The sequence below is a fragment of the Bacillus sp. FSL R12-0074 genome (assembly GCF_038005725.1).
Classification (GTDB): domain Bacteria; phylum Bacillota; class Bacilli; order Bacillales; family Bacillaceae_G; genus Bacillus_A; species Bacillus_A mycoides.
Map to the genome: position 1 here is coordinate 598841 of NZ_JBBOTR010000001.1, position 24289 is coordinate 623129.

Below are 24289 nucleotides of genomic sequence, written 5' to 3' on the forward strand. Positions count from 1 at the left end.
TATTTTTACTATTGAAAGCGTTTTAATATTGTTATTAAGAAAACAAGGGGGTGCCATATGGGAATTCAAAAAAATGTGGAAGCGGTATCATTTTCTGAAGGCAATGAATTGAAAAGTGAATCTTTCGCTTCTAAAATTATGAACGTTAAAATCGGTGTTATACCTTTACCGTTATATGTAGTATTGGCTGCTATTATTTATGGAGCATCTGTATATAATAAATTACCAGCAGATATGATTGGTGGTTTTGCAGTTATTATGATCATGGGTATTTTCTTAGGTGATATTGGAATGAGAATTCCAATATTAAAAAATATCGGTGGTCCAGCAATTCTCTCATTATTTATTCCATCGTTACTTGTATTTTTTAACTGGATGAATCCAGCTTCAATGGAAGCTGCGACTATGTTAATGAAAAAATCGAACTTTTTATATTTATATATTTCTTGTTTAGTAGTTGGAAGTATTTTGGGAATGAACCGTAAAGTGTTAGTGCAGGGGTTCGTTCGTATGTTTATTCCTTTAGTAGTAGGAACGTTAGCTTCTGTAGCAGTGGGCTTATTAGTCGGTTCACTATTTGGATTTGAAATGAAGCAGACATTTTTCTTTATCATCGTACCAATTGTGAGTGGTGGTATCGGAGAAGGGATTTTACCATTGTCGCTAGCTTATAGTGATATTTTAAATGAATCATCAGCAACGTTTGTATCACAGCTTATTCCGGCAGCTATTATTGGGAATATGTTTGCAATCGTGAGTGCAGGGTATATGAAGCGTTTAGGTGAGAAGAGACCTGAGCTTAGTGGTAATGGTGTATTAGTAAAAACAGACAATCAAGCAGATTTATTAAAGGAGCAAAATACAGAAAAACCAATTGATTTCTCATTAATGGGAGCAGGATTATTGATTGCATGTACATTCTTTATTTTCGGAGGATTCGCTTCTAAGTTTATCGGTATTCCAGGAGCAATCATTATGATTTTTTCAGCGGCAATTGTGAAGTACTTTAATCTAATGCCAGCAAAAATGGAGCAAGGAGCATTCCATTTATATAAATTCATTTCAAAGAATTTAACATGGCCATTAATGGTCGGTTTAGGATTGCTATATATTCCGTTAAAAGACGTAGCAGCAGTTCTTTCGGTAGGATATGTTGTTGTGTGCGCATCGGTTGTTCTTACAATGGTAGCGTCAGGTTTTCTTGTAGGGAAAGTGATGAAAATGTATCCAGTTGAATCAGCGATTGTAACTGGATGTCATAGTGGTTTAGGTGGAACTGGAGATGTTGCTATTTTATCAGCTTCAAATCGTATGGAATTAATGCCGTTCGCACAAATTTCAACGCGTTTAGGTGGGGCTGCAATGGTCGTAACAGCGACAATTTTATTAAAAATGTTTTCATGATCAAACAAGCTAGCTATATTCATATAGCTAGCTTGTCAAATTAAGGGGAGATTATAAGTATGTTAGAAAAACAAATTAATGAAAGATCATTGTTATTGCATAAAGAATTAGTAGGGAAAATTGAAATTACAAGTAAAGTAGAAGTGAATACAGCGGACGATTTAAGTTTGACTTATACACCGGGGGTAGCAGAGTCTTGCAAAGCAATTGCGGCAGATGAAGAAACAGCGTATGACTATACAGCAAGAGGGAATATGGTTGCAGTTGTTTCAGATGGAACAGCAGTACTTGGTTTAGGGAATATTGGGCCGAAAGCGGCTATGCCTGTTATGGAAGGGAAAAGTATTTTATTTAAAAAGTTTGCGAATATAGATGCTTTCCCGTTATGTTTAGGGACGACGGATGTGGATGAAATCGTTACCCTTGTGAAAAATTTAGAGCCTACATTTGCAGGTATTAATTTAGAGGATATTGCAGCACCACGCTGTTTTGAAATTGAAAAACGATTAAAAGAAGAAACGAATATTCCTGTATTTCATGATGATCAGCATGGGACAGCTATTGTTGTTTTAGCAGCTGTTATTAATGCATTAAAAGTTGTAAGTAAACAAATGGACGATGTGAAAATTGTTATTAACGGTGCGGGTTCGGCAGGAATTGCAATTGGGAAATTATTATTAAAAGCTGGCGCAAAACACATTACGTTAGTTAGTTTAGAAGGTATTGTTTGTGAAGGTGAAACATGGATGAACGAAGCGCAAATCGAAGTTTCAAAGAAGACAAATCGAGAATATGTACGTGGAACATTAAAGGAAGCGATTCATCAAGCTGATATTTTCATCGGTGTATCTGCTCCAAACGTATTAACGAAAGAACTTATACAGACGATGAACGAGAAACAAATTGTGTTTGCAATGGCGAATCCAATCCCAGAAATATTCCCAGAGGACGCATTAGCAGCTGGGGCAGCTGTAGTAGGAACTGGGCGTTCTGATTATTCGAATCAAGTAAATAATGTATTGGCGTTCCCTGGAATATTCCGTGGTGCGTTAGATGTTCGTGCGACTGATATTACAGAAGAGATGAAATTAGCGGCAGCATATGGGATCGCTAACATAATTACGGACGAAGAGCGTAATGCGAATTATGTAATTCCAAATCCATTAGATAAAAGAGTTGTTCCAAGTGTTGCAGAAGTAGTAGCGAAAGCAGCCATTGATTCAGGTGTGGCACAGATTACGAAAATGCCAAGTTATAAATAGTCAAAAGCAGCGCCTTAAAAAGGCACTGCTTTTTTTGAGATAAGAAATCAAAATAATGAAGAAGTGTAAATGTATTCAAGCCCCGTTCATTATTTATTTAACTCCATTGCAACTTGTTTACCATTTATTAAAACCTCAGTTACTGCTACGATCACTTCTATCATTTTTTTCATCTCTCATCTCTCCTCGCGTCATTTCTTACTTTAAGTATAAGAGAAGAGAGATAATCCACCTATCGAAGTACGTGACGTAGAAATTACATTGTTGTAAGGAAGTGTTTCAGTTTTGTCACTTTATTCGGCATTGATTACAAATTGATCATAATATCTTTCATTCACATATATGTTTAATACCCATAATCCAGATGAAGGTAGTGACATTACGAGAGGGAGTTCCTTTACGGTTGTATCGACTGTATTTGAAGTAGTCCAAGTTTGTTTGGAGGTTTCTTTTTGAAAGAGTACTGGTGTTGGAGTTGTAGTTCCTTGTTTTAACGCGATAATAGATAGTTTTCCAGTTGGCATTTCAGGATCCAGGAAGAACCACATTATTTCATTTTGCTCATTTGCGATAATAGAGCTATCAGCCATTGCAATTTTTCTTTCAATGCCTTTTAACGGTATTTTTCCTTCTACGAATGATGGTGCTTCTTCCCAATTTACATCTTTTAAGACACTAAGGTGAAAAAAGGAAGGTGCGTTAATTTGAGAGGATGACGTTTCTATTACTTCTTTTTTAGGTGCTGTTGAATCGGGTTGCGATTGCGCGCAGCCAGTAATGAGGAAGGAGAAAAGTAGCATAGTTCCGATTTTTTTCATGGTGCCACACTCCTAAATTTTATTGTTAGTGTAATTGTATTTGCTAGAAGACGAGACAATTCCTTTAAATCATAAAAAGAGGTCGTAAGTTTTGTACGACCTCTTTTGACATTTTCTATTCCAATTGTTGAGGGCTAATAATCAGTGGGGGATGGAACCCCCCACTGATTAAAGTTTCACTTTATATTTGCTCAGTTGAAAAGGTTGGTTCTCTCTCTTTTTGAGGCATTGTTAAGAAAATAACAGAAAGAACGATACATACTCCGCCTAATAATTGATATGCTCCAAAAGACTCATTAAGCCAAGCGATTGAAACGATGGCAGCTACAAGTGGTTCAATGCTAGATAAAATACTTGTTTCTGTTGCTGCTAAATATTTAAGACTACCGATATAAAGAAGGAAAGAAAGAGTGCCGCTTATAATGATAAGAATAAGCATAGAAAAAGTTTGAAGTGTGAAAGTTTGCGAAATCTGATTCCATCCAAAAGAACGATTACAAATAAGCAGTGCAATCCCTCCAATTAACATCCCCCAGCCAATTACTATAGTTGTTCCGCATTCTTTAATAAGGGAAGCCGGATGAAGGGTATAAAACGCAAAACCAATCGCTGTTAATAGGCCGAAAGTAATAGCTGCTTTAGATAAAACAATATTTTCAATTGAACCGTTTGTAATAATAAAGTATGTCCCTGTTAGAGCAGTTATAATTGCGAGTATTTGCATAGAAGCAGGGAATTTCTTTTGCTCAAACGCAACGTAAATGGTAATAAGAACAGGGCCTAGAAATTGAAATAGCGTTGCCGTTACGGCATTACTAATATGAACTGTTTCGATAAAAGCGTACTGCGCACCAAGCATGCCAAGAATAGAGAAAATAATAAGCTGTATAGAATGTCTAGGGTGTCTCCAAATTTGAAATATGTTTTGTTTCTTTATTAGTAAGAAAGACAAAATAAATACTCCTGCAAGCAACAAGCGAATTGTTAAAAAATCAAGTGATGATACGTTAGTATGTTGAAATAGCCATTGAATCATCGGTCCAGATAATCCCCATAATGTGGCTCCTGTAATAATCATAATGAGTCCAATACGTCTACTTTTGTTCATTATCATGCATCTCCTCTCTAGTATTTGATTATTAATGCGTTACATGATAAAAGGAATTATATAGAACTTCTGGTACTGTAAAAAGTATCAGTTATGTGTTTTTGAAAGGGGTCAGTTATTGTGTTAGAATTAACGCCTAATTTGAATGCAAATAGTAAGACGGCATTGTATGTGCAGTTGTATGAGTATATAAAAAAAGAAATTAAAGATGGAACGATTCCGGCTTTTATGAAATTACCGGCTAAGAGGAAGCTAGCAACACATTTACAAGTAAGTAAAAATACAGTAGAGGCGGCTTATGAGCAACTTCTTGCTGAAGGATATATTGAGTCGATTTCTAGAAAAGGTTATTTTGTATGCGAAATCGAGCAAATGATTCATGCGGAAGGTAGCGAAGAGGTAATAGGGGAAGTACCTTTTCAAGAGCAGGTGTATAAATTTGACTTCACTCAAACGGGTGTGGATACTAGCACTTTTCCGTTTCATGTATATCGAAAAATTACGAACGAGGTATGGCAATTTGAAAATAAAGATTTACTTTTTATTGGACATCCGCAAGGGGAGGTAAGTTTACGAGAAGCAATCGCGAGCTATTTGTATGAATCTAGAGGTGTGCGATGTTCGGCTAGTCAAATTGTAATCGGAGCTGGTACGCAAATATTAGTGAAGTTGTTATTTCAATTGTTAAAAGGAAGTGGTTATGCAGTTGAAAATCCAGGCTACCACCGAAAGATGGTTGTTTTCGAGCAGGGTGAACAAAATGTTCAAATGTTATCTTTAGATAAAGATGGTATTTGTATTTCAGAGTTAGAAAATAGTTCAGCTAATATTGTGTTTGTTACACCTTCTCATCAGTTTCCATATGGGATGATTATGCCTATCACGAGAAGGATGCAGCTTTTACAATGGGCGAAGAAAGAAGAAGGTAGGTATATTGTTGAAGATGATTACGATAGTGAATTTCGTTATTCGGGAAAACCTATACCGGCACTGCAAGGGTTAGATACAGACGGGAAAGTTATTTATATGGGGACGCTATCTAAAGCATTGTTGCCATCATTACGGATGAGCTATATGGTGTTACCAAAGAAATTGATTAAAAAGTATCAACAACAATATTTATTTTACACACAAAGCGTTTCAAGAATGGATCAAGAGATCATTAGGAAATTTTTAAATGACGGGCATTGGGAAAAACATATTCATAAAATGCGTGTTGTGTACCGAAAGAAGAGAGACCGTCTTGTTTCGGTATTAGAAAAATATTTTTCTAATCGCATTGAAGTAATAGGGGAAGATTCCGGCCTACATATTTTATTAAAAGTGCATAATGGGATGGAAGAGAAAGAATTAATGGAAGCTGCAGCTGAAAGGAGTATTAAAGTGTATCCTGCTTCGATATATTATAAGGAAGGGACTTCTCCCAAAAGTACAGTATTGCTTGGATTTGCGACTTTATTAGAGGAAGAAATTGAAGAGGCCATTCAATTATTATATACAGCATGGGTTACAAGAAAGTAAAAAAACATCCTCATAAATGGAGGATGTTTTTTTATTACTTTTCTTCATCTAGGAAAAGAACCATATGCTCTTCATCCCAATATTGTCCGTTATATTTTAATGAACGTTCTTGCACGCCAAACGTTTTAAAGCCTAATGACTCATAAAGTTTTTTTGCACCATCGTTTCCGACAACAACATCAAGCATAACTTGCTCTACTTCTAAAGATTTAGCAAGCTCAAGACATTCTTTAATAAGTGCTTTTCCCGCTCCAAGTCCGCGTGCTTTTGGAGACACGTATACTGAACCGATTTTTGCTTTATGTTCTTGTTTTACATATGGTTTCGTTTCCAGTGTTGCAACTCCGATTAAAGTGCCATCTTTAAATGCACCTAGTGTATAGTTCTCATCTTGTGCTAATTTTTGGGCTTTATATTCAATAGCACACTCTTTATTAATAATATCTTCATAAGAAGAGCTGAAAGCTTCCGGATTTTGTTTTAATCCTTCTACTCGAAGTTCTAAGTAAATTTCTGCTTCGTCTTTTGTTAATACATGGATATCCAATTGTATCACCCTCCAAATCTTTGACAGTTATACCTATATTTTATATTGAAATAAGAATAATTTCAAAAGCTTAGCTTATAATAGTTGGTTTTATAAATAAAATAGCACCAGTAGTGTTGACTACTACTGGTGATTTCACGCATATATTATACAAATGGTAATTCAATTATAAATTCTGTTCCGACTTCTAATTCGCTTTTAACTTCAATAGAACCATTATGAAGTTCTACAATTTCTTTTGCAACAGCCAGTCCGATACCTTTTCCACCTGTAGCTCGTGTTCTGGATTTATCGACACGGTAAAAGCGATCAAAAACATGTGGGATATCTTCTTTTGGAATACCTTCACCTTCATCTTGTACACTTATTGTAAAAGTATTCGCACTGGTTAGTACACGTATTATTATAGAAGTGTTTTCTGGTGAATGTTGATAGGCATTGTGTAATAAATTTAACATAACTTGTTCCATACGTCTTTCGTCTATGCAAACTTCTAAATCATCTTTGCAATGTACATGGAGCTGCATTTGTTTGTTTGTTAATGTTGTTTTTGTTTTTTCAACCATTCGTTCTAAAAATGGTTTAAGAATCACTTTTTGTTTTTTTATAACAAACTGGTGTTGCTCTAATTGTACAAGCATAAATAAATCTTGTACGAGATCGGTTACACTATCCGTTTCGTCTTCAATGATTTGTAAGTATTCTTCACGTTCTTCTTTCGTTAGAGAATCTCTTTTTGCTACCTTTGCATAACCTTTCATATACGTTAATGGAGTTAGTAATTCATGCGCTACACTAGCGAGAAATTCGCTTCGTTCTTTTTTCATATACGTAAGTTCACTAGATAAATCTTCAATCGTTTTTGCTAAGCTTCCAAGTTCATCATTTCGTTTAATTCCTAATTGAATCGGCTTATTTAATTTTGACATTTTTTCTGTCGCCCGCTTCATTTTTATAAGCGGTTCTGTAATAACACGAGAAAAAACAAAGACAGAAATAGTAGTTAAAATAATTGTCAAAACACTAATGATAAGAAATTGATTCATGAGTTTAAGTAACATATTTTCTAAGAAAGATGTCTTTAATAACATATATAACTTACCTTGAAATCCTTGAATTTCCAGCGGGCTTACTGTTGAGATGAATTTTGATTTTTTCCAGTTTTTTTCAACGATTAATCCACCTTCTGGGATAGTCTCTGTTTTACAAGTAAGTTGTTTTTGCATTTCTTTCGTTACGGGTTCTGAGGTAGAAATAATTTTGCCGTTATTGTCTGTTATAATGATAGCTATATCAGAGTTAGCAATTAATTCTGATTCAACTAAGTGTTCAGCCTCAGTGTTGATATCAAACTCGGGGTACACAGCACGTTTAGGCCGTTTACTGTGTTCAGCGCTTTCTGTGAGTTGCCTTTCTTTAGAATATGCACCCCACTTCGCGCGGTTTTTAATCATTTTACTATAGCGATTTCCTTTCTCTAAAAGAGCAAGAGTTTCCTCTTCAATGCGTATGTTTGAAAGGTTCTTATAAAAAGATACGAAGGCAATTGTTTCAATACATAAAGCTAATATTAAAAAGTATGTCCCAACTTTAAGGGAAAGTTTGCTCATTTTCTCACCATACCTTATTTCATATAGAGTGAAACTTTAATCAGTGGGGTTTTATCCATCCCCACTGATTAAAGTAATTATTCACTTTTCCATTTATATCCGACTTTATAGACGGTTTCTAAGTAATCTTCAACTGGAAATTCTTTTTTGCGTAATTTATCACGGATATTACGAATGTGTGAATCGATAGTTCTGTATTCGATGTCTGTTTGATATCCCCAAATTTTTTCAATTAAATCATCACGGCTGTAAGCACGGTTTGTATTTTGTAAAAAGAGTCCAAGTAACGAGAATTCAATAGGAGTTAGTGAGATTCTTTCACCATAAACTGTAACAGTATGTTTCGTTTTATCCCACTCAATACCATTGAAGCTAACAAAGCCATCTTTCTTCGTACGGCGTAATATAGCCTCGATTCGCGCGACTAATACATGCTCATCGAATGGTTTTGTAATGTAGTCATCTGCTCCCATAGTCAGACCTTTGACCATATCATAATTTTGGTTGCGAGCTGTTAGCATAATAATTGGAACGTTGGAAATTTGACGGATTTGATAGCAAGTATCCCACCCATCCATATTCGGCATCATAACATCTAATAAAATAATATCGAAGTCCTTTTGTTCGATTAATTCTAGCGCTTCAAGGCCAGAAGTAGCTTTCATACAAAAATAGCCACGAGGGCTTAAGAACAGATCTAACAATCGTAACATACGTTCTTCATCGTCTACTAATAAAATTTTCACCATAATCTTGTGCACCCCAAACTATTCATTCTACTTGTATAGTTTACATGAAAATAATAAAAAACTCTTTTTATGTGATTGAATGGATGGCTGATTTTTTCAATCAGGGCAATTGACATAAAAAATGCACTAGTTTTGCACAACTATTTTTTATAATAGAAAACGTAGCGACACAAATACCCTATGTTGCGACATAACGTCATGTCATTTTATTTATAAAATGACAATTCCATTCTATTGTGTATGTGAGATAGAGAGGGTTTTCGTATTCACCTCGCATCGGATAAGAAAAATTTCCTATCTCACACTTTTTTTAAAAGGGGATTGTACACATGAGTAAAAAAGTAGAGCATTTACAAAAAGAAAAGCAAGAGCGTAATGCGGTTGTAATGTGTGTTGCGGTATCTATGCTTATTATGATAAGTTGTGTAAATAAATTTTTCGGGATTTTATAATAGAAAAAAAGCTTATTGCTTCTTAAGGAGCAATAAGCTTTTTTAATGTGTTCTATATAATAAACCAAGGTAGAATTGCCAGTCCAGAAGTTACAATTGCTGTAGCAAATATTAAAAAGATAGCTTGTTTGTTTTGTTTCATGTTACATTCTCCTCTACATATCAATTGCATGCTATACGTTCATTTAATAATTAGCGGGAGACGGATCCTACTCGCTGAGTGAAGTTTCACTTTATATTTTTAGTATAACGAATGGAAAGGATTGGAACGATCGATAAAGGTGACATGAAGATTACATTGTTGTAATGAAAAAAGCATCTTAATTAATAAGAAGATGCTTTTGAAAAATTATATTAAAATGTTAATTATTTAAGAATAAAACCATATGCTCTTCGTCCCAATACTGGCCATTATGTTTTAAGGACCGTTCTTGTACACCGTAAGTTTGGAAGCCGAGGGACTCATATAATTTTTTTGCAGCAGTGTTATCAGCGACAACATCAAGCATAAGCTGTTCTACATGTAATTTATCGGCATTTTCAATAATCGCTTTAATTAAAGCTCGTCCTGCACCGAGGCCACGCGCTTTTGGAGAAACAAAAACTGAGCCGATTTTTGCCTTATGCTCCTGCTTAATAAATGGCTTTGTTTCTAGAGTAGCAATACCGATTAAATCATTATCTTTGAAGACACCTAGAGTATACTTATCCGGATTGCTTAATCGCTTTGCCATAGCAGCGACAGGGTTTTCCTGTTTAAGAACATCTTCATAAGAAGAGCTAAAAGCCTCAGGGTTTTTCATTAAACCTTCCATACACACTTTCAAATAAATTTCTGCATCCTCTGTTGTTAATAAGCGAATTTCCATAGTTGTAACCTCCTAGATTGATTCAAATTTAATTCATTAACTTTGTAAGATTAAGTTTAGTTAAATGTATTCTGTGACTATTCTTTCTTAATTTGTAAAAGAATGAAAAGATTATGCTACTATGTTTTCATTTTATTTATCCCGCTATTTGTGGGCAGTAAAACTCCTACCTCAAAATTCGGCTGGAGCAAAGAAGTTAGGTGGGAGTCGGGCTGCCCGTAAAAGCCCGATTGGTGAAGGCTAATAATCAGTGGGGGATGAACACCCCCACTGATTATAGTTTCACTTTATGTAATGAAATTATATATTAACTTTATTAACTATTCAAGGTTTTAATATGTTACATTTTTATAACTAAAATTTCCGCTTTGTAAAGGAGTCATTTTTATCCAACTATTCGTGGGAGTCGGATTGCCCGTAAAAGCCCGATTGGTTGGGCTAATAATCAGTGAGGAGGGAAAAACCCTCCACTGATTAAATTTTCACTTTCTTTTACGTATTCAATCGTTTATTTTGTAGCCATCGATTCGTTCCGGATGTGTATAAATATTGCAAGATCCATTTCGAATAAATCCTACTACGGTAATACCTAAATCGTGGGCGAGTTGCAGAGCTAGTTTAGTTGGAGCTGATTTAGATAGAACAATTTCGCAACCTATTTTTGAAACCTTTAACAAAATTTCAGATGAGATGCGTCCGCTAAACGCAATGATTTTCCCTTGAACAGAGATATTGTTTCGTAAACAATGACCGTATATTTTATCTAGCGCATTATGTCTTCCGATATCCATTCTTGATAAAAGAATGTTATTTCGATCACATAAAGCGGTATTATGCACACCACCCGTTTGGCGAAATGTAGTTGAAGATTGTTGTAAGGAAGTCATTAGGTGAAAACATTCTTCCGGAGTAATAGTTATATGTATATCATGTAACTTTTTTGCTTTTGCTGCATCGTTGACAAAAACAAAACCTTGTCTACTTTTCCCACAACAAGAAGTTACGTACCGTTTATTATATAAAGTTTGATAGAGCGGATTAATTTTTGATGATTTTACATGGACAATTCCGTTTTCTTTTTGGATCCATATTTCTTCAATATCTTTATAAGAAGAAATAATTCCTTCAGAAATTAAAAAACCGGTTACCATATCTTCAATGTAATTAGGAGTGCATACAACTGTTACGTATTCTTCGCTATTTAATTTAATTGTAATAGGAGATTCCGTAACAACCTCATCGGTTTGTTTTGAAAATGTACCAGATTGATAACGTACAATTGTATATGTTTCTTGAATAGGTCCCATATTAAATTCCCCTTTATATGTATTTTTCTCCATATTTATCATAAAACATCGAAAAAACAAAAGCATCTACTAACAAGAAGATGGCAGATTATTTTGGTTATTATTGTATATGTACGATATAATAGATTTGTAGAATAGCGACATTTTCAAGCTTTCGTAGTTATACCTTATAACATCTAGAATCGACTTCCAAAGGAAAGTATTTCAACAGGGCGCTTCAAAAATATGTACAACACAATTATGAAAACGGATTCATAATTGTGTTGTACAGTTAGTTGTAAGGAGAGGGGAAACTATGACAGAACAGACAGTCCGTGTAACCGTTGATGGTAAAGAATTTTTCGTATCAGGTGAAAAGACGATACTCCAATTGTTTAACGAAAGTAATTTAGAACATCCTCAAATTTGTCATGTACCAGAGGTAGATCCTATTCAAACTTGTGATACATGTATTGTAGAAGTGAATGGAAGTTTACTACGTGCCTGTTCGACGAAGTTGGAAGATGGTATGCATATTGAGAGGCAATCGGAACGTGCAAAGGAAGCACAAACTGAAGCGATGGATCGAATATTAGAGAATCATTTATTGTATTGTACAGTATGTGATAACAATAATGGTAACTGTAAAGTCCATAATACAGTACATATGATGGAGATTGAAGAACAGAAATATCCATATGAGCCGAAAGTAAGTGCATGCGAAGTGGATACGTCGCATCCATTCTATCGATACGATCCAAATCAATGTATTGCTTGTGGGCAGTGTGTAGAAGTATGCCAAAATTTACAAGTAAATGAAACTTTATCGATTGATTGGAGTTTAGACCGTCCACGTGTTATTTGGGACAATGGTGTGAGTATAAATGACTCGTCTTGTGTTAGTTGTGGGCAATGTGTAACAGTTTGTCCTTGTAATGCATTAATGGAAAAAACGATGCTAGGAGAAGCTGGATTTATGACTGGTTTAAAACCAGATGTGCTAAATCCAATGATTGATTTTGTAAAAGATGTAGAGCCTGGATATAGCAGTATTTTAGCAGTTTCAGAAGTAGAGTCCGCGATGCGTAAGACGAAAATTAATAAGACAAAAACAGTTTGTACATTTTGTGGGGTAGGTTGTTCATTTGAAGTATGGACGAAAGATCGTCAAATTTTAAAAGTGCAACCTGTTTCAGATGCACCGGTTAATGGTATTTCCACATGTGTAAAAGGAAAATTCGGATGGGACTTTGTGAACAGTGAAGAGCGTATTACAAAGCCGTTAATTCGCCAAGGAGATATGTTTGTTGAGGCTTCATGGGAAGAGGCTCTTGAAGTTGTTGCATCTAATATGCAACATATTAAATCAGAGTATGGTAGCGATGCGTTTGGGTTTATTTCTTCTTCGAAAGTAACAAATGAAGAAAACTATCTTATGCAAAAACTAGCTCGTCAAATATATGGAACAAATAATGTAGATAACTGTTCCCGTTATTGCCAATCTCCAGCAACAGACGGTTTATTTAAAACTGTCGGTATGGGCGGAGATGCTGGAACAGTGAAAGATATTGCTGAGGCAGGTCTTGTTATTATTGTTGGGGCAAATCCAACAGAAGGACATCCTGTACTTGCAACTAGAGTGAAGCGTGCTCATAAATTACATGAACAAAAACTAATTGTCGCAGACCTTCGTAAACATGAAATGGCGGAGCGTGCTGATATATTTGTTCACCCGAGTCAAGGGACGGATTATGTATGGCTTGCTGGGATAACGAAATACATTATTGATCAAGATTGGCACGATAAAAAGTTCATAGCTGAAAATGTAAAGAATTTTGATGAATATAGCAAAATGCTAGAAAAATATACGCTTGATTATACTGAGGGAATTACAGGGATTTCTAAAGCTCAGTTAAAAGAAATGGCTCGTATGGTATATGAAGCAGATGGTACTTGTGTACTTTGGGGAATGGGTGTAACTCAAAATACAGGAGGAAGTACAACGTCAGCAGCAATTTCAAATTTACTTCTCGTTACAGGTAACTACCGTCGTCCTGGTGCCGGTGCGTATCCGTTACGCGGGCATAATAACGTACAAGGTGCTTGTGATATGGCGACATTACCGAACTGGCTTCCGGGTTACCAAGCTGTTTCAGATGATGTGCATCGTGCGAAATTTGAAAAAGCATACGGTACTACCATTCCGAAAGAACCGGGATTAAATAATATCGCAATGTTACTTGCGGCCGAAGAAGGAAAACTACGTGGTATGTATGTTATGGGAGAAGAAATGGCTTTAGTAGATTCAAATGCCAACCATGTACAACATATTTTAGCGAATTTAGACTTCCTTGTTGTTCAAGATATGTTCTTATCGAAAACAGCTCGTTTCGCCGATGTTATTTTACCAGCGGCACCAAGCTTAGAAAAAGAAGGAACGTTTACGAATACAGAGCGCCGTATTCAAAGATTATACGAAGTATTGAAACCGCTTGGTGATTCAAAACCAGATTGGTGGATTTTACAAAAAGTAGCTCGTGCACTGGGCGGAGACTGGAATTATGGAAGTCCAAGTGAAATTATGGACGAAATTGCATCGCTTACACCGTTATACTCTCAAGCGACGTACGACCGTCTAGAAGGCTGGAATAGTTTATGTTGGGGTAGCCATGATGGTAGTGATACACCATTATTATATGTAGATGGATTTAACTTCCCAGACAAACTAGCACGTTTATCACTAGATGAATGGGTTCCGCCAGTTATAGCACCAGATGAGTATGATTTACTATTAAATAATGGCCGTATGCTAGAGCATTTCCATGAAGGGAATATGACGAATAAGTCGGCTGGTATTTTATCTAAAGTGTCTGAAGTATTTGTTGAAATTTCACCTGAACTTGCTAAAGAACGCAATGTGAAAGATGGTGGTCTTGTAGAGTTAGCATCACCATTTGGAAAAATCAAAGTACAAGCGCTTGTTACAGATCGTGTAACTGGAAATGAGTTGTATTTGCCGATGCATGCGACAGTAAATGAAGAGGCAATCAATATTTTAACAGGAACAGCAACAGACATTTATACGTGTACACCAGCTTATAAACAAACAATGGTGAAACTGCGCGTATTACGTGAAAAAGGAAATCGTCCGTTACCATCTTCAAACCCGAGAGATAAAAAACGTCATCCGCAAAATGGTGTTGAAATCGAGCGAAAGTGGCAAAGAAAACAATACGTATCACTTGTGGACCAGAATTAGGGGGCGGAGATAATGGCAAAAGAGATTACTTTAATTAAAAAGAAGATTGTAACAGAAGAAGAAAAAAAACAGCAAGTAACAGATGAGTTGTTAAATGATCTAGCTGAGAATAGAGAAGCAGTAGAAGAGACGATGCAGCTATTAGCGCAGTTGCAAAAAGCAGGAATTTTAGATGCAGCAATTAGTTTACTTGCTGCAAAAGAAGATGTTTCCAAAATAGCTGTTGAACAATTGAATCGTGAACCAGTAAAAAATGCATTAAACAATATGATGGGGGCAGGAGAGGCATTATCTTCAGTGGACCCAGAAATAACGAAACAAATAACATCTAGTTTAGTCACTGGATTACAATTTGCAACAGAGGAATTAAATAGTGGTAAAAAAACAAAAGTGATGGATTTCTTTAAAGTGTTAAAAGATCCAGATATCAATAGAGCAATTACATTCGGTTTTAGCTTCTTGAAAGCATTTGGTCAAGGGTTAGAGAAAAAATAGAGTAAATGAAAAAGTGATGGCAAGTAGCCATCACTTTTTCATTGTATGTATAAGAGTGTTCATGTTAAGCGGAATATATTATTATTAAAAAGATGGGTTGGAAATGGAAATGTGGAATCCATCTCAAATATCGTTTTAGAATGTGGAGGAATATATGCAACACCGTAAAAGACTATCTATACCAGGGGTAATGGGACATTCCTTTCAAACAGTTAGATTTGCTTTTTGGAATGTATTAACCTTTCAACTTGCTTATAAATTATTAGCAGCGATTGTATTTGTCCCGCTATTTGGGATCATTTTTAATAAGTTATTGTATTTTGGTGGTTATGCAAATGCGACGAATGATGAATTATTAGCGTTTTTAAAGACACCATACGGCATTTTGGCAATCGTAATTTTATCATTGTTAGCACTGTTTCTTATCTTTACGGAATTTGCGGTGCTTATTATCATTTCGTACTTCGCTCATAAAAGACAAAAGGTGAAATTACGTCCGATTTTATATAAAACCGTAACGTATTTACCTACTCTTTTCACATATTGCTTACCAGGATTTATTTTATATGCTGTCGTATTGTTACCTCTTTTAAATCTTGGATATGAAACGGCATTAATTCCGCAAATTCAAATTCCTAACTTTATTACAGGAGAACTGTTTAAGACAACGATGGGACAAGTTGGTTATTACACGTTCTTTGCTGTAGTTGCGTATTTGAACCTTCGCTGGATTTTTGTTCTACCTATTGTTGTTTTAGAGCAAAAGCCGTTTCGCACAGCAGCACGTAAAAGTGCAACGTTAGTAAAAGAAAGTTTTTTTAAAGTACTATTCTTTTTAGTAGGATTTTTTATTTCAATAGGGATTGTGTACGGTGTATTTTTTGGAATGTATTTATTGTGTCTATGGGGCATGTATGAATTTACAAATCCACAGGGAACATTTGCATTATTAGCAGAATCAACAATGTCTGTATTTTTAACGAGTACATTGTATTTATTTAGTTTTATCGTGACGCCATTTTATATTATGGCAATAACACGATTGTATTTACAAAAGGTTCCGGTTGAAGATGTTTTATTAGAAGAAGGATTAGATTATTCGAAAACAAAAGCAGATAAATGTTTCTTCCAAAAACATCGTTGGAAATTTATGGGTGTATATATTGTAGGAATTATTACTGCCGGAATGGTCGTTGCCTTCATTGTAACGTTTATTTCAAATTCATATAAAGAACCAATTATTATGGCTCATCGTGGTTATATTTCAAAAGGTGTAGAGAATACGAAAGAAGCTCTGCAGGGGGCTATTGATGCCAAAGCAGACTACGCTGAAATTGATGTACTGCAAACAAAAGACGGTGAACTAGCAGTTATACATGATTTGAAGCTAAAACGTCTTGCGAATGCTAATGTTCACGTGTCAGATTTAACGATGGAGGAGTTAAGACAGCTTACCCTTAGTCAAGATGGGTTTTCAGGACAAATAAGTACACTTGATGAGATCATTAAGCTGGCAAAAGGAAAAATCAAACTTAATATTGAAGTGAAGCTCCATGGTGGCGAAAAAGATTTCGTAAACAAAGTATTAAAAGTGATTAAAGATAATGAATTTGAGAAGCAATGTGTCATTCAAACGTTACACTATCCGCTTATTAAAGAGTTTAAACGTGCAAATCCAAATATAAAAGTAGGATACATACTGTATGCGAGTAGAGCTAACTTAAAGAATGTGAAGGCTGATTTTTATGTAGCAGAAGAATACATGTTAAATAAGAAATTAGTAAAAGAAGCAAGGAAGCTAAACAAGCCAATTTACGTATGGACAGTAAATGATATGGAAAGTTTAAAGGCATATTATAAGTTAAACGTGGATGGTATCATTACCGATTATCCTGAAGACGCACGTGAAACAATTAAGATGTTAAAAGAGCAAGAAGATCGTGAAAGTGATATGTTTGATAAAATTACCGAGACGACAGAAGATCTATTTTCAAAGTTATTTATGATCTATCCAGCTGCTGGCTAAATGCTAGTAGCTGTTTTTTTATGGAAAGAATATATTTCTAAAGTATTGTACAAAGTAATAAGTGTATATGTATACGTAACTACTTAGTTTTTTGCATTGTTACATTATTGTCAAATAATAAATAATTACTATGCGTTTTGAATGGATATAATGTAAATAGAGTGATAGATAATGAGATGGTACAAATAACCCAATAGAATCAATGTTTCGTATATTTACACTATTCTAAATATATAAACTTTAAAAAAATGGTATGTTAGCGTTTTCATAATTTTTAAGTTATGCTAGAATAAGGACATAAGTTATTAATTATTACAAAAAGAAAAAAGAATTCCTTTTTTCTGTTAATTATAAGGGGGCATTTCATTATGCGTATTGGGGTACCAGCAGAAATTAAAAACAACGAAAACCGTGTGGCAATGACACCAGCAGGTGTTGTACATTTAGTTCGTAACAATCACGAAGTATTCATTCAAAGGGATGCAGGTGTAGGATCTGGTTTCACAGATGCTCAGTATGTTGAAGCGGGAGCAAAAATTGTTGATACAGCTGAAGAAGCTTGGAACATGGAAATGGTTATGAAAGTTAAGGAACCAGTTGAAAGCGAATACAAACACTTCAGCGAAGGTTTAATCTTATTCACATACTTACACTTAGCTCCAGAACCAGAATTAACAAAAGCGTTAATCGAGAAGAAAGTTGTTGCTATCGCATATGAAACAGTACAATTAGAAAACCGTTCATTACCATTACTTGCACCTATGAGTGAAGTAGCTGGTCGTATGGCTGCACAAATCGGTGCGCAATTCCTTGAGAAAAACAAAGGCGGTAAAGGTATCTTACTTGCAGGTGTTCCAGGAGTTAAACGTGGTAAAGTAACAATTATCGGTGGTGGACAAGCTGGTACAAATGCTGCTAAAATTGCAGTTGGACTAGGTGCGGATGTAACAATCATCGACTTAAGTGCAGAACGTCTTCGTCAATTAGATGACATTTTCGGAAACCAAGTAAAAACTTTAATGTCTAATCCTTACAATATTGCAGAAGCTGTAAAAGAGTCTGATCTTGTAATCGGTGCAGTATTAATCCCAGGTGCAAAAGCGCCAAAACTTGTAACAGAAGAAATGATTAAATCAATGGAACAAGGTTCTGTTGTTGTAGATATCGCGATTGACCAAGGTGGTATTTTCGAAACAACTGACCGTATTACAACTCATGATAACCCAACTTATGAAAAACACGGCGTTGTTCACTATGCAGTTGCAAACATGCCAGGTGCGGTTCCACGTACATCAACTCTTGCATTAACAAACGTAACAGTACCATATGCAGTACAAATTGCTAACAAAGGCTACAAAGAAGCTTGCCTAGGCAACACTGCATTATTAAAAGGTATTAATACATTAGAAGGCTATGTAACATTCGAAGCAGTTGCAGAAGCTCACGGTGTAGAGTACAAAGGTGCTAAAGAATTATTAGAAGCAGAAACAGTATCTTGCTAATAGAAGCATTATACAAAACAAAATCGAACAATATATAAAACAACATGATAAGAGCTAAGAGATAATACCTCTTAGCTCTTCTTGGTAAAAGGGGGCATTCATCGTGGCCAACCTATTTAAAAAGAAATCCGTTACGCAATTGTTAGGGGAAAGTAAAAGTAAAACTTTGACGAAAACGCTAGGGGCATTTGACCTAACAATGCTAGGGATTGGTGCGATAATTGGTACAGGAGTTCTAGTATTAACTGGATTAGTAGCAGCAAGAGATGCTGGTCCAGCAGTTATTTTTTCATTTATGATTGCAGCAATTGTTTGTGGATTTGCAGCTTTATGTTATGCAGAGGTTGCATCTGCACTTCCTGTTTCAGGTAGTGTGTACACATATTCATATGCAACAATTGGTGAGTTTGTTGCCCATTTAATGGGATGGACATTGCTATCCGTATATGTCGTAACGACTGCTGCAGTAGCTGGCGGATGGACAGGTTATTTCAATAATTTAGTGAGTGGATTGGGACTTGAAATTCCTAAAGCATTGTTAACGATTCCATCGCAAGGTGGTATGGTGAACTTACCCGCAGTTATCATTACGTTGGTGATAACTTGGTTATTATCACGAGGTACAAAAGAAAGTAAGCGTGTGAATAACATAATGGTATTAATTAAAATTGGTATTGTTGTTTTATTCATTGCAGTTGGTGTATTCTACGTGAAACCAGAAAACTGGATACCATTTGCACCGTACGGCTTAAGTGGAGTCTTTGCCGGAGGAGCAGCAGTATTCTTCGCTTTCTTAGGATTTGATGCATTAGCAACTTCTGCTGAAGAAGTAAAAAATCCGCAACGTGATCTACCGATTGGTATTATTGCTTCATTAGTCATTTGTACAATCATTTATGTTGTAGTTTGTCTCGTTATGACAGGTATGGTTTCTTACAAGGAATTAGATGTACCTGAAGCGATGGCCTATGTACTAGAAGTTGTAGGACAAGATAAAGTAGCTGGTGTAATTGCTATTGGAGCTGTAATTGGTATTATGGCTGTAATTTTCGCATACATCTACGCTACGACACGTGTATTCTTCGCGATGAGCCGTGATGGTTTATTGCCAAAATCTTTTGCGAAAATTAACAAGAAGACAGAAGCACCAACATTTTCAGTTTGGTTAACAGGAATTGGTAGTGCTTTAATTGCTGGATTTATCGATTTAAAAGAATTGTCAAATTTAGCGAATATTGGAGCGTTATTAACATTCGCGATGGTTGGTGTAACTGTCATCATTCTTCGTAAAACGCATCCGAAATTACAACGTGGATTTATGGTACCATTTGTACCAATCTTACCGATTATTTCAGTTGCATGCTGTCTATTCTTAATGGTAAATCTACCGTTAAAAACATGGATATACTTCGGTGTTTGGTTGGCAATAGGAGTAGTTGTATACTTTGTATATTCGAAAAAGCACAGTCATCTAAAAGAAGATGGAAGTTCGCAAGATAGTTTAGAAAAAGCTAATTAAAGGGATATAAGATAGTAAGCCTTGTGCGTCTAGGGAGCGCGCAAGGTTTTTTCTTTTGGGGAAATAAAGGGGGTCAATGTTACTTTGTCGAACTTTTTATGTCGGAATATGAAAAAGGGGTGGAAAGATGGAGACGAAAGTTGTCGTTGGAGCAGAGGGATATAATAATAATCCAGGTTGGTTACATACAAATGAGGATGAATTAAATTTATTAAAAAGAGAAACGTGGCTTAATAAATTTCAGCCTAATTCTTTATCGGTAATTTTAGCTGAACATGTATGGGAGCATTTATCGTATGAAGAAGGTATAGAAGCAGCTAAAATATGCTTTGAGTTTTTACAAGATGATGGTTATATTCGTTGTGCAGTGCCGGATGCATTTTTCCCCACAATGAAGAATATCAGCGTGGTGTGCAAGTGGGAGGACCCGGTCCGTTAGATCATCCAGCTGCAAGTCATAAAATTGTACATAACTACAAAACGATTATATCTATGTTTGAAGCAGTAGGTTTTCAAGTAAAGCTTTTAGAATACTGTGATGAGAATGGTGAGTTTCATTATAGTGATTGGAAAGAGAACGGTGGACTTATTTATCGTTCGAAACGTTTTGATCATAGAAATCAAGATGGTAAATTAGGATTTGCTTCGTTAATTGTGGATGCAGTGAAACTTTAATCAGTGGGGGGGCTTCATCCCCCACTGATTATTAGTCCTCGCCAATCGGGCTTTTACGGGCAGTTAATCTCCCACCTAACTTCTTTGTTCCAGCTGCATTTTGAGGTGGGAGTCTTACTGCCCGTTAATGCGGGATAAATAAGAAAAGGATGTACGATATTCGTGCATCCTTTTTGTATGAAGAGCATGATAGACGTGGAGAATATTTATATGTTTATTTTGAAATGTGAACGAAATGTTTTAAAAAATGTATGAGAATTCATTGACACATATGAATGGACGCTCATATAATAAAGGTATAAGACATATGAATAGTTGTTCATATGTTCAAATAAAGAGGTGAGCTGTGATGGCTGAAAATAAAGTAGAAACGCAACAGGAAGCATGTTCTCAAACGGTAATTCACGAGGAAATCGTGGATCAAGTAAAACAAACAATTCCGACTGATGAAAGTTTAAGTAAAGTAGCAGAATTATTTAAAGTATTAGGTGACCGTACACGTACGAGAATATTACATGCATTATTTGAAGCTGAAATGTGTGTTTGTGATTTAGCTTATTTATTAGGAATGACGCAATCTTCAATCTCACATCAGCTTCGTGTATTAAAGCAAGCAAAGCTTGTAAAGAACCGTAAAGAAGGAAAGGTAGTTTATTACTCATTAGCTGATCAACACGTAATTCATATCTTCGAGCAAGCGTTTGAACACGTAAACGAGGAAGAATAAAAAAGCGAGGAGGGAGAACGATGCCAGAAGCATTAGTGAAAAAGAAACTTATGCTAGAAGGTTTAGATTGTGCAAATTGTGCAATGAAAATTGAAAAAGGTGTTGGGAATATAGAAGGGGTAACATCTTGTTCCGTAAACTTTGCAACAAAAACGATGCTTTTAGAAACACCGCAAAATAAAGAAAATCAAGTTGTTACGGAAGCGAAGCAACTTGTTACAAAATTAGAGCCACATATTAAAGTGCAAGAAGAGCAAAAAACAAAATCAGTAAAAGAAGTATTTGTATTAGAAGGCTTAGACTGTGCAAATTGTGCAATGAAGATTGAAAATAAGGTAAAAGAAATGCCAACAGTTTCAGAAGCGACTGTTGATTTCGTATCAAAGAAATTAAGAGTAGAAGTTGCAAATAAAAGAGAACTTGAATCGACTGTGCAAAATATAAAAAATGTTGTTCAAAAGTTAGAGCCGGATGTAAAAGTTGTTCGTGAAGAGGAAAAAGGACACGACCACGGTCATGATCATGGTGATGGAAATGTGAAAAAGATGATAGGACGATTAGTAGTCGGTGGAATTTTGACAGGAATTGCTGCATTAGCCGGATTACCGCAAATGATAACAATTCCATTATTCGTCCTTGCTTATTTATTAATAGGTGGAGATATCGTTTGGAGAGCGGTAAGAAACATAACTCGCGGCCAAGTGTTCGATGAAAACTTTTTAATGGCAATTGCAACTTTAGGAGCTTTCGCGATTCAACAATATCCAGAAGCGGTAGCAGTTATGCTATTTTACCAAGTAGGGGAACTGTTCCAAAGTATTGCAGTAAATCGTTCTCGAAAATCAATTACGTCATTAATGGATATTCGTCCTGACTATGCGAATGTGAAAGTTGGAAACGAAACGAAACAAGTATCACCAGAAGATGTGCAAATTGGTGAGTATATTATCGTAAAACCAGGTGAAAAAGTACCGTTAGACGGGAAAGTAGTTGAGGGAACATCAATGATGGATACTTCAGCGTTAACAGGTGAGTCTGTACCGAGGGAAGTAGAAGTTGGTAATGACGTATTAAGTGGTTTTGTAAACCAAAATGGTGTATTAATTGTCGAAGTTACAAAAGAGTTCGGTGAATCCACTGTATCGAAAATTTTAGACTTAGTACAAAATGCAAGTAGCAAAAAAGCGCCAACAGAAAACTTTATTACAAAGTTTGCACGTTATTATACTCCTGTTGTAGTTATAACAGCGGCAATAATGGCATTTATTCCACCACTTATTTTAGAGGGTGCTACATTCTCCGATTGGATTTATAGAGCTTTAGTATTCTTAGTAATCTCTTGTCCATGTGCGCTCGTTGTATCGATTCCTCTTGGATTCTTTGGCGGTATTGGTGGGGCATCTAAAAGTGGTATTTTAGTAAAAGGAAGTAACTATTTAGAAGCATTGAATGATGTGAAATATATCGTTTTTGATAAAACAGGAACATTAACAAAAGGTGTCTTTAAAGTTACGAAGATGGAGCCTAGTGAAGGTATCACAGCTGAAGAGCTATTAGAATATGCGGCATTTGCAGAAGTATATTCAAATCATCCGATTGCACAATCTATTCGAAATGCATATGGAAAATCAATCGATGAAAATGCTATTGAAGACTATAGTGAAATTTCTGGTCATGGTACGGTTGTAAAAGTACAAGGAAAAGAAATTTTCGCAGGTAATGCTAAATTAATGAGCAAAGAAAACATTACATTTAAGCAACCAAATACAGTAGGTACACTAGTTCATGTTGCTGTAGATGGTAAACATGCAGGGTATATTGTTATCTCTGATGAGGTAAAAGAGGATTCAAAACAAGCAATTCAAAAGTTAAAAGAACTAGGTATTAAGAAGACAGTCATGTTAACTGGTGATGCAAAATCAGTCGGGGAAGCTGTTGGTAAAGAATTAGGTTTAGATGAAGTTCATGCCGAATTATTACCACACCAAAAAGTAGAAGAAATCGAAAAAATTGATGCAGCAAAACGCGGTAAAGAAAAGATTGCATTCGTCGGTGATGGTATTAATGATACGCCAGTACTAGCAAGGGCAGACGTTGGTATTGCGATGGGCGGCTTAGGGTCGGATGCAGCAATTGAAGCTGCTGACATCGTTATTATGACTGATGAGCCTTCAAAAATTGTGACAGCAGTAAAAATTGCAAAACGTACACGTAGCATCGTATGGCAAAATATTATATTTGCATTAGGGGTAAAAGGGTTAGTGTTATTACTCGGCGCCTTTGGTATTGCAACAATGTGGGAAGCAGTCTTCTCAGATGTTGGTGTGACGTTACTTGCAGTATTAAATGCAATGCGTGTACTACGAGTAAAAGATTTATAAAAAAGAGGACGCAATTGCGTCCTCTTTTTATTGGTTATTTTGTTGAAATTGACTCAAGAAAATAATATCAAATATTATT

General features: G+C 35.6%; 18 protein-coding genes and 1 pseudogene. 12 read left to right on the forward strand and 7 right to left on the reverse strand.

Features of this window, described 5'->3' with window-relative positions:
• Nucleotides 1-57: 57 nt before the first annotated feature.
• Together NSS97_RS03090 and NSS97_RS03095 are read left to right on the forward strand one after the other, a co-directional pair.
• Entirely contained in the window at nucleotides 58-1404 is a 1347-nt protein-coding gene (locus tag NSS97_RS03090; RefSeq protein ID WP_002125134.1) for a 2-hydroxycarboxylate transporter family protein, read from the forward strand.
• Between the two features lie 59 nt (nucleotides 1405-1463).
• The gene (locus tag NSS97_RS03095; protein WP_107887607.1) at nucleotides 1464-2666 is read left to right on the forward strand and encodes a malic enzyme-like NAD(P)-binding protein; all 1203 of its coding nucleotides are present in this window, start codon (nucleotides 1464-1466) and stop codon (nucleotides 2664-2666) included.
• A gap of 293 nt (nucleotides 2667-2959) precedes the next feature.
• Here NSS97_RS03095 and NSS97_RS03100 read toward each other — a convergent pair whose 3' ends face one another.
• Both NSS97_RS03100 and NSS97_RS03105 read right to left on the reverse strand, forming a co-directional pair.
• Entirely contained in the window at nucleotides 2960-3484 is a 525-nt protein-coding gene (locus tag NSS97_RS03100) for a DUF4871 domain-containing protein (RefSeq protein WP_002029695.1), read from the reverse strand.
• A 181-nt stretch (nucleotides 3485-3665) separates the two neighbouring features.
• Nucleotides 3666-4592 (reverse strand): DMT family transporter, encoded by a 927-nt coding sequence (locus tag NSS97_RS03105; protein WP_002188247.1) that lies wholly within the window; start codon nucleotides 4590-4592, stop codon nucleotides 3666-3668.
• Between the two features lie 120 nt (nucleotides 4593-4712).
• Here NSS97_RS03105 and pdxR point away from each other — a divergent pair, with 120 nt between their 5' ends.
• Nucleotides 4713-6113, forward strand: coding sequence for a MocR-like pyridoxine biosynthesis transcription factor PdxR (gene pdxR / locus NSS97_RS03110; protein WP_341111534.1), 1401 nt, complete (start codon nucleotides 4713-4715; stop codon nucleotides 6111-6113).
• A 34-nt stretch (nucleotides 6114-6147) separates the two neighbouring features.
• Here pdxR and NSS97_RS03115 read toward each other — a convergent pair whose 3' ends face one another.
• From NSS97_RS03115 to NSS97_RS03125, 3 genes are all read right to left on the reverse strand, one after another.
• Nucleotides 6148-6660, reverse strand: a complete 513-nt coding sequence (locus NSS97_RS03115) for a GNAT family N-acetyltransferase (RefSeq protein ID WP_002029700.1) — start codon at nucleotides 6658-6660, stop codon at nucleotides 6148-6150.
• A 146-nt stretch (nucleotides 6661-6806) separates the two neighbouring features.
• Nucleotides 6807-8270 (reverse strand): sensor histidine kinase, encoded by a 1464-nt coding sequence (locus NSS97_RS03120; RefSeq protein ID WP_003187240.1) that lies wholly within the window; start codon nucleotides 8268-8270, stop codon nucleotides 6807-6809.
• Nucleotides 8271-8347: 77 nt separating this feature from the next.
• Nucleotides 8348-9019, reverse strand: coding sequence for a response regulator transcription factor (locus NSS97_RS03125; RefSeq protein ID WP_002010439.1), 672 nt, complete (start codon nucleotides 9017-9019; stop codon nucleotides 8348-8350).
• Nucleotides 9020-9348: 329 nt separating this feature from the next.
• Here NSS97_RS03125 and NSS97_RS03130 point away from each other — a divergent pair, with 329 nt between their 5' ends.
• On the forward strand, nucleotides 9349-9471 hold the full coding sequence (locus NSS97_RS03130; RefSeq protein WP_341111538.1) for a hypothetical protein: 123 nt from the start codon (nucleotides 9349-9351) through the stop codon (nucleotides 9469-9471).
• A gap of 362 nt (nucleotides 9472-9833) precedes the next feature.
• On the opposite strand, the gene NSS97_RS03135 is transcribed toward NSS97_RS03130, so the two are convergent.
• Together NSS97_RS03135 and fdhD are read right to left on the reverse strand one after the other, a co-directional pair.
• Complete coding sequence (locus NSS97_RS03135) at nucleotides 9834-10340, reverse strand: GNAT family N-acetyltransferase (RefSeq protein WP_002010444.1); 507 nt, start codon at nucleotides 10338-10340, stop codon at nucleotides 9834-9836.
• 500 nt (nucleotides 10341-10840) lie between these two features.
• On the reverse strand, nucleotides 10841-11647 hold the full coding sequence (gene fdhD / locus NSS97_RS03140) for a formate dehydrogenase accessory sulfurtransferase FdhD (protein ID WP_107887605.1): 807 nt from the start codon (nucleotides 11645-11647) through the stop codon (nucleotides 10841-10843).
• A gap of 295 nt (nucleotides 11648-11942) precedes the next feature.
• Here fdhD and fdhF point away from each other — a divergent pair, with 295 nt between their 5' ends.
• From fdhF to NSS97_RS03180, 8 genes and pseudogenes are all read left to right on the forward strand, one after another.
• Entirely contained in the window at nucleotides 11943-14885 is a 2943-nt protein-coding gene (fdhF, locus tag NSS97_RS03145; RefSeq protein WP_107887604.1) for a formate dehydrogenase subunit alpha, read from the forward strand.
• Between the two features lie 12 nt (nucleotides 14886-14897).
• Nucleotides 14898-15380 carry a DUF1641 domain-containing protein gene (locus NSS97_RS03150; RefSeq protein WP_002140332.1) on the forward strand — a complete coding sequence of 161 codons (483 nt, stop codon included), beginning with the start codon at nucleotides 14898-14900 and terminating at the stop codon, nucleotides 15378-15380.
• Nucleotides 15381-15534: 154 nt separating this feature from the next.
• Nucleotides 15535-17406: a glycerophosphoryl diester phosphodiesterase membrane domain-containing protein gene (locus tag NSS97_RS03155; RefSeq protein WP_107887603.1), complete on the forward strand. Its 1872-nt coding sequence runs from the start codon at nucleotides 15535-15537 to the stop codon at nucleotides 17404-17406.
• A 368-nt stretch (nucleotides 17407-17774) separates the two neighbouring features.
• Complete coding sequence (gene ald / locus NSS97_RS03160; protein ID WP_341111546.1) at nucleotides 17775-18908, forward strand: alanine dehydrogenase; 1134 nt, start codon at nucleotides 17775-17777, stop codon at nucleotides 18906-18908.
• A gap of 103 nt (nucleotides 18909-19011) precedes the next feature.
• Complete coding sequence (locus NSS97_RS03165; RefSeq protein ID WP_002029712.1) at nucleotides 19012-20427, forward strand: amino acid permease; 1416 nt, start codon at nucleotides 19012-19014, stop codon at nucleotides 20425-20427.
• Nucleotides 20428-20554: 127 nt separating this feature from the next.
• Nucleotides 20555-21102: pseudogene (locus tag NSS97_RS03170) on the forward strand (class I SAM-dependent methyltransferase).
• A gap of 349 nt (nucleotides 21103-21451) precedes the next feature.
• On the forward strand, nucleotides 21452-21829 hold the full coding sequence (locus NSS97_RS03175; RefSeq protein WP_002010461.1) for an ArsR/SmtB family transcription factor: 378 nt from the start codon (nucleotides 21452-21454) through the stop codon (nucleotides 21827-21829).
• 20 nt (nucleotides 21830-21849) lie between these two features.
• Nucleotides 21850-24210, forward strand: coding sequence for a heavy metal translocating P-type ATPase (locus tag NSS97_RS03180; protein ID WP_341111551.1), 2361 nt, complete (start codon nucleotides 21850-21852; stop codon nucleotides 24208-24210).
• Nucleotides 24211-24289 lie beyond the last annotated feature (79 nt).

Coding starts and splice junctions, on each gene's coding strand:
- NSS97_RS03090 (WP_002125134.1), top strand. CDS start 58: ATGGGAATTCAAAAAAATGTGGAAGCGGTATCATTTTCTGAAGGCAAT.
- NSS97_RS03095 (WP_107887607.1), top strand. CDS start 1,464: ATGTTAGAAAAACAAATTAATGAAAGATCATTGTTATTGCATAAAGAA.
- NSS97_RS03100 (WP_002029695.1), bottom strand. CDS start 3,484: ATGAAAAAAATCGGAACTATGCTACTTTTCTCCTTCCTCATTACTGGC.
- NSS97_RS03105 (WP_002188247.1), bottom strand. CDS start 4,592: ATGAACAAAAGTAGACGTATTGGACTCATTATGATTATTACAGGAGCC.
- NSS97_RS03120 (WP_003187240.1), bottom strand. CDS start 8,270: ATGAGCAAACTTTCCCTTAAAGTTGGGACATACTTTTTAATATTAGCT.
- NSS97_RS03125 (WP_002010439.1), bottom strand. CDS start 9,019: ATGGTGAAAATTTTATTAGTAGACGATGAAGAACGTATGTTACGATTG.
- NSS97_RS03130 (WP_341111538.1), top strand. CDS start 9,349: ATGAGTAAAAAAGTAGAGCATTTACAAAAAGAAAAGCAAGAGCGTAAT.
- NSS97_RS03135 (WP_002010444.1), bottom strand. CDS start 10,340: ATGGAAATTCGCTTATTAACAACAGAGGATGCAGAAATTTATTTGAAA.
- fdhD (WP_107887605.1), bottom strand. CDS start 11,647: ATGGGACCTATTCAAGAAACATATACAATTGTACGTTATCAATCTGGT.
- fdhF (WP_107887604.1), top strand. CDS start 11,943: ATGACAGAACAGACAGTCCGTGTAACCGTTGATGGTAAAGAATTTTTC.
- NSS97_RS03150 (WP_002140332.1), top strand. CDS start 14,898: ATGGCAAAAGAGATTACTTTAATTAAAAAGAAGATTGTAACAGAAGAA.
- NSS97_RS03155 (WP_107887603.1), top strand. CDS start 15,535: ATGCAACACCGTAAAAGACTATCTATACCAGGGGTAATGGGACATTCC.
- ald (WP_341111546.1), top strand. CDS start 17,775: ATGCGTATTGGGGTACCAGCAGAAATTAAAAACAACGAAAACCGTGTG.
- NSS97_RS03175 (WP_002010461.1), top strand. CDS start 21,452: ATGGCTGAAAATAAAGTAGAAACGCAACAGGAAGCATGTTCTCAAACG.
- NSS97_RS03180 (WP_341111551.1), top strand. CDS start 21,850: ATGCCAGAAGCATTAGTGAAAAAGAAACTTATGCTAGAAGGTTTAGAT.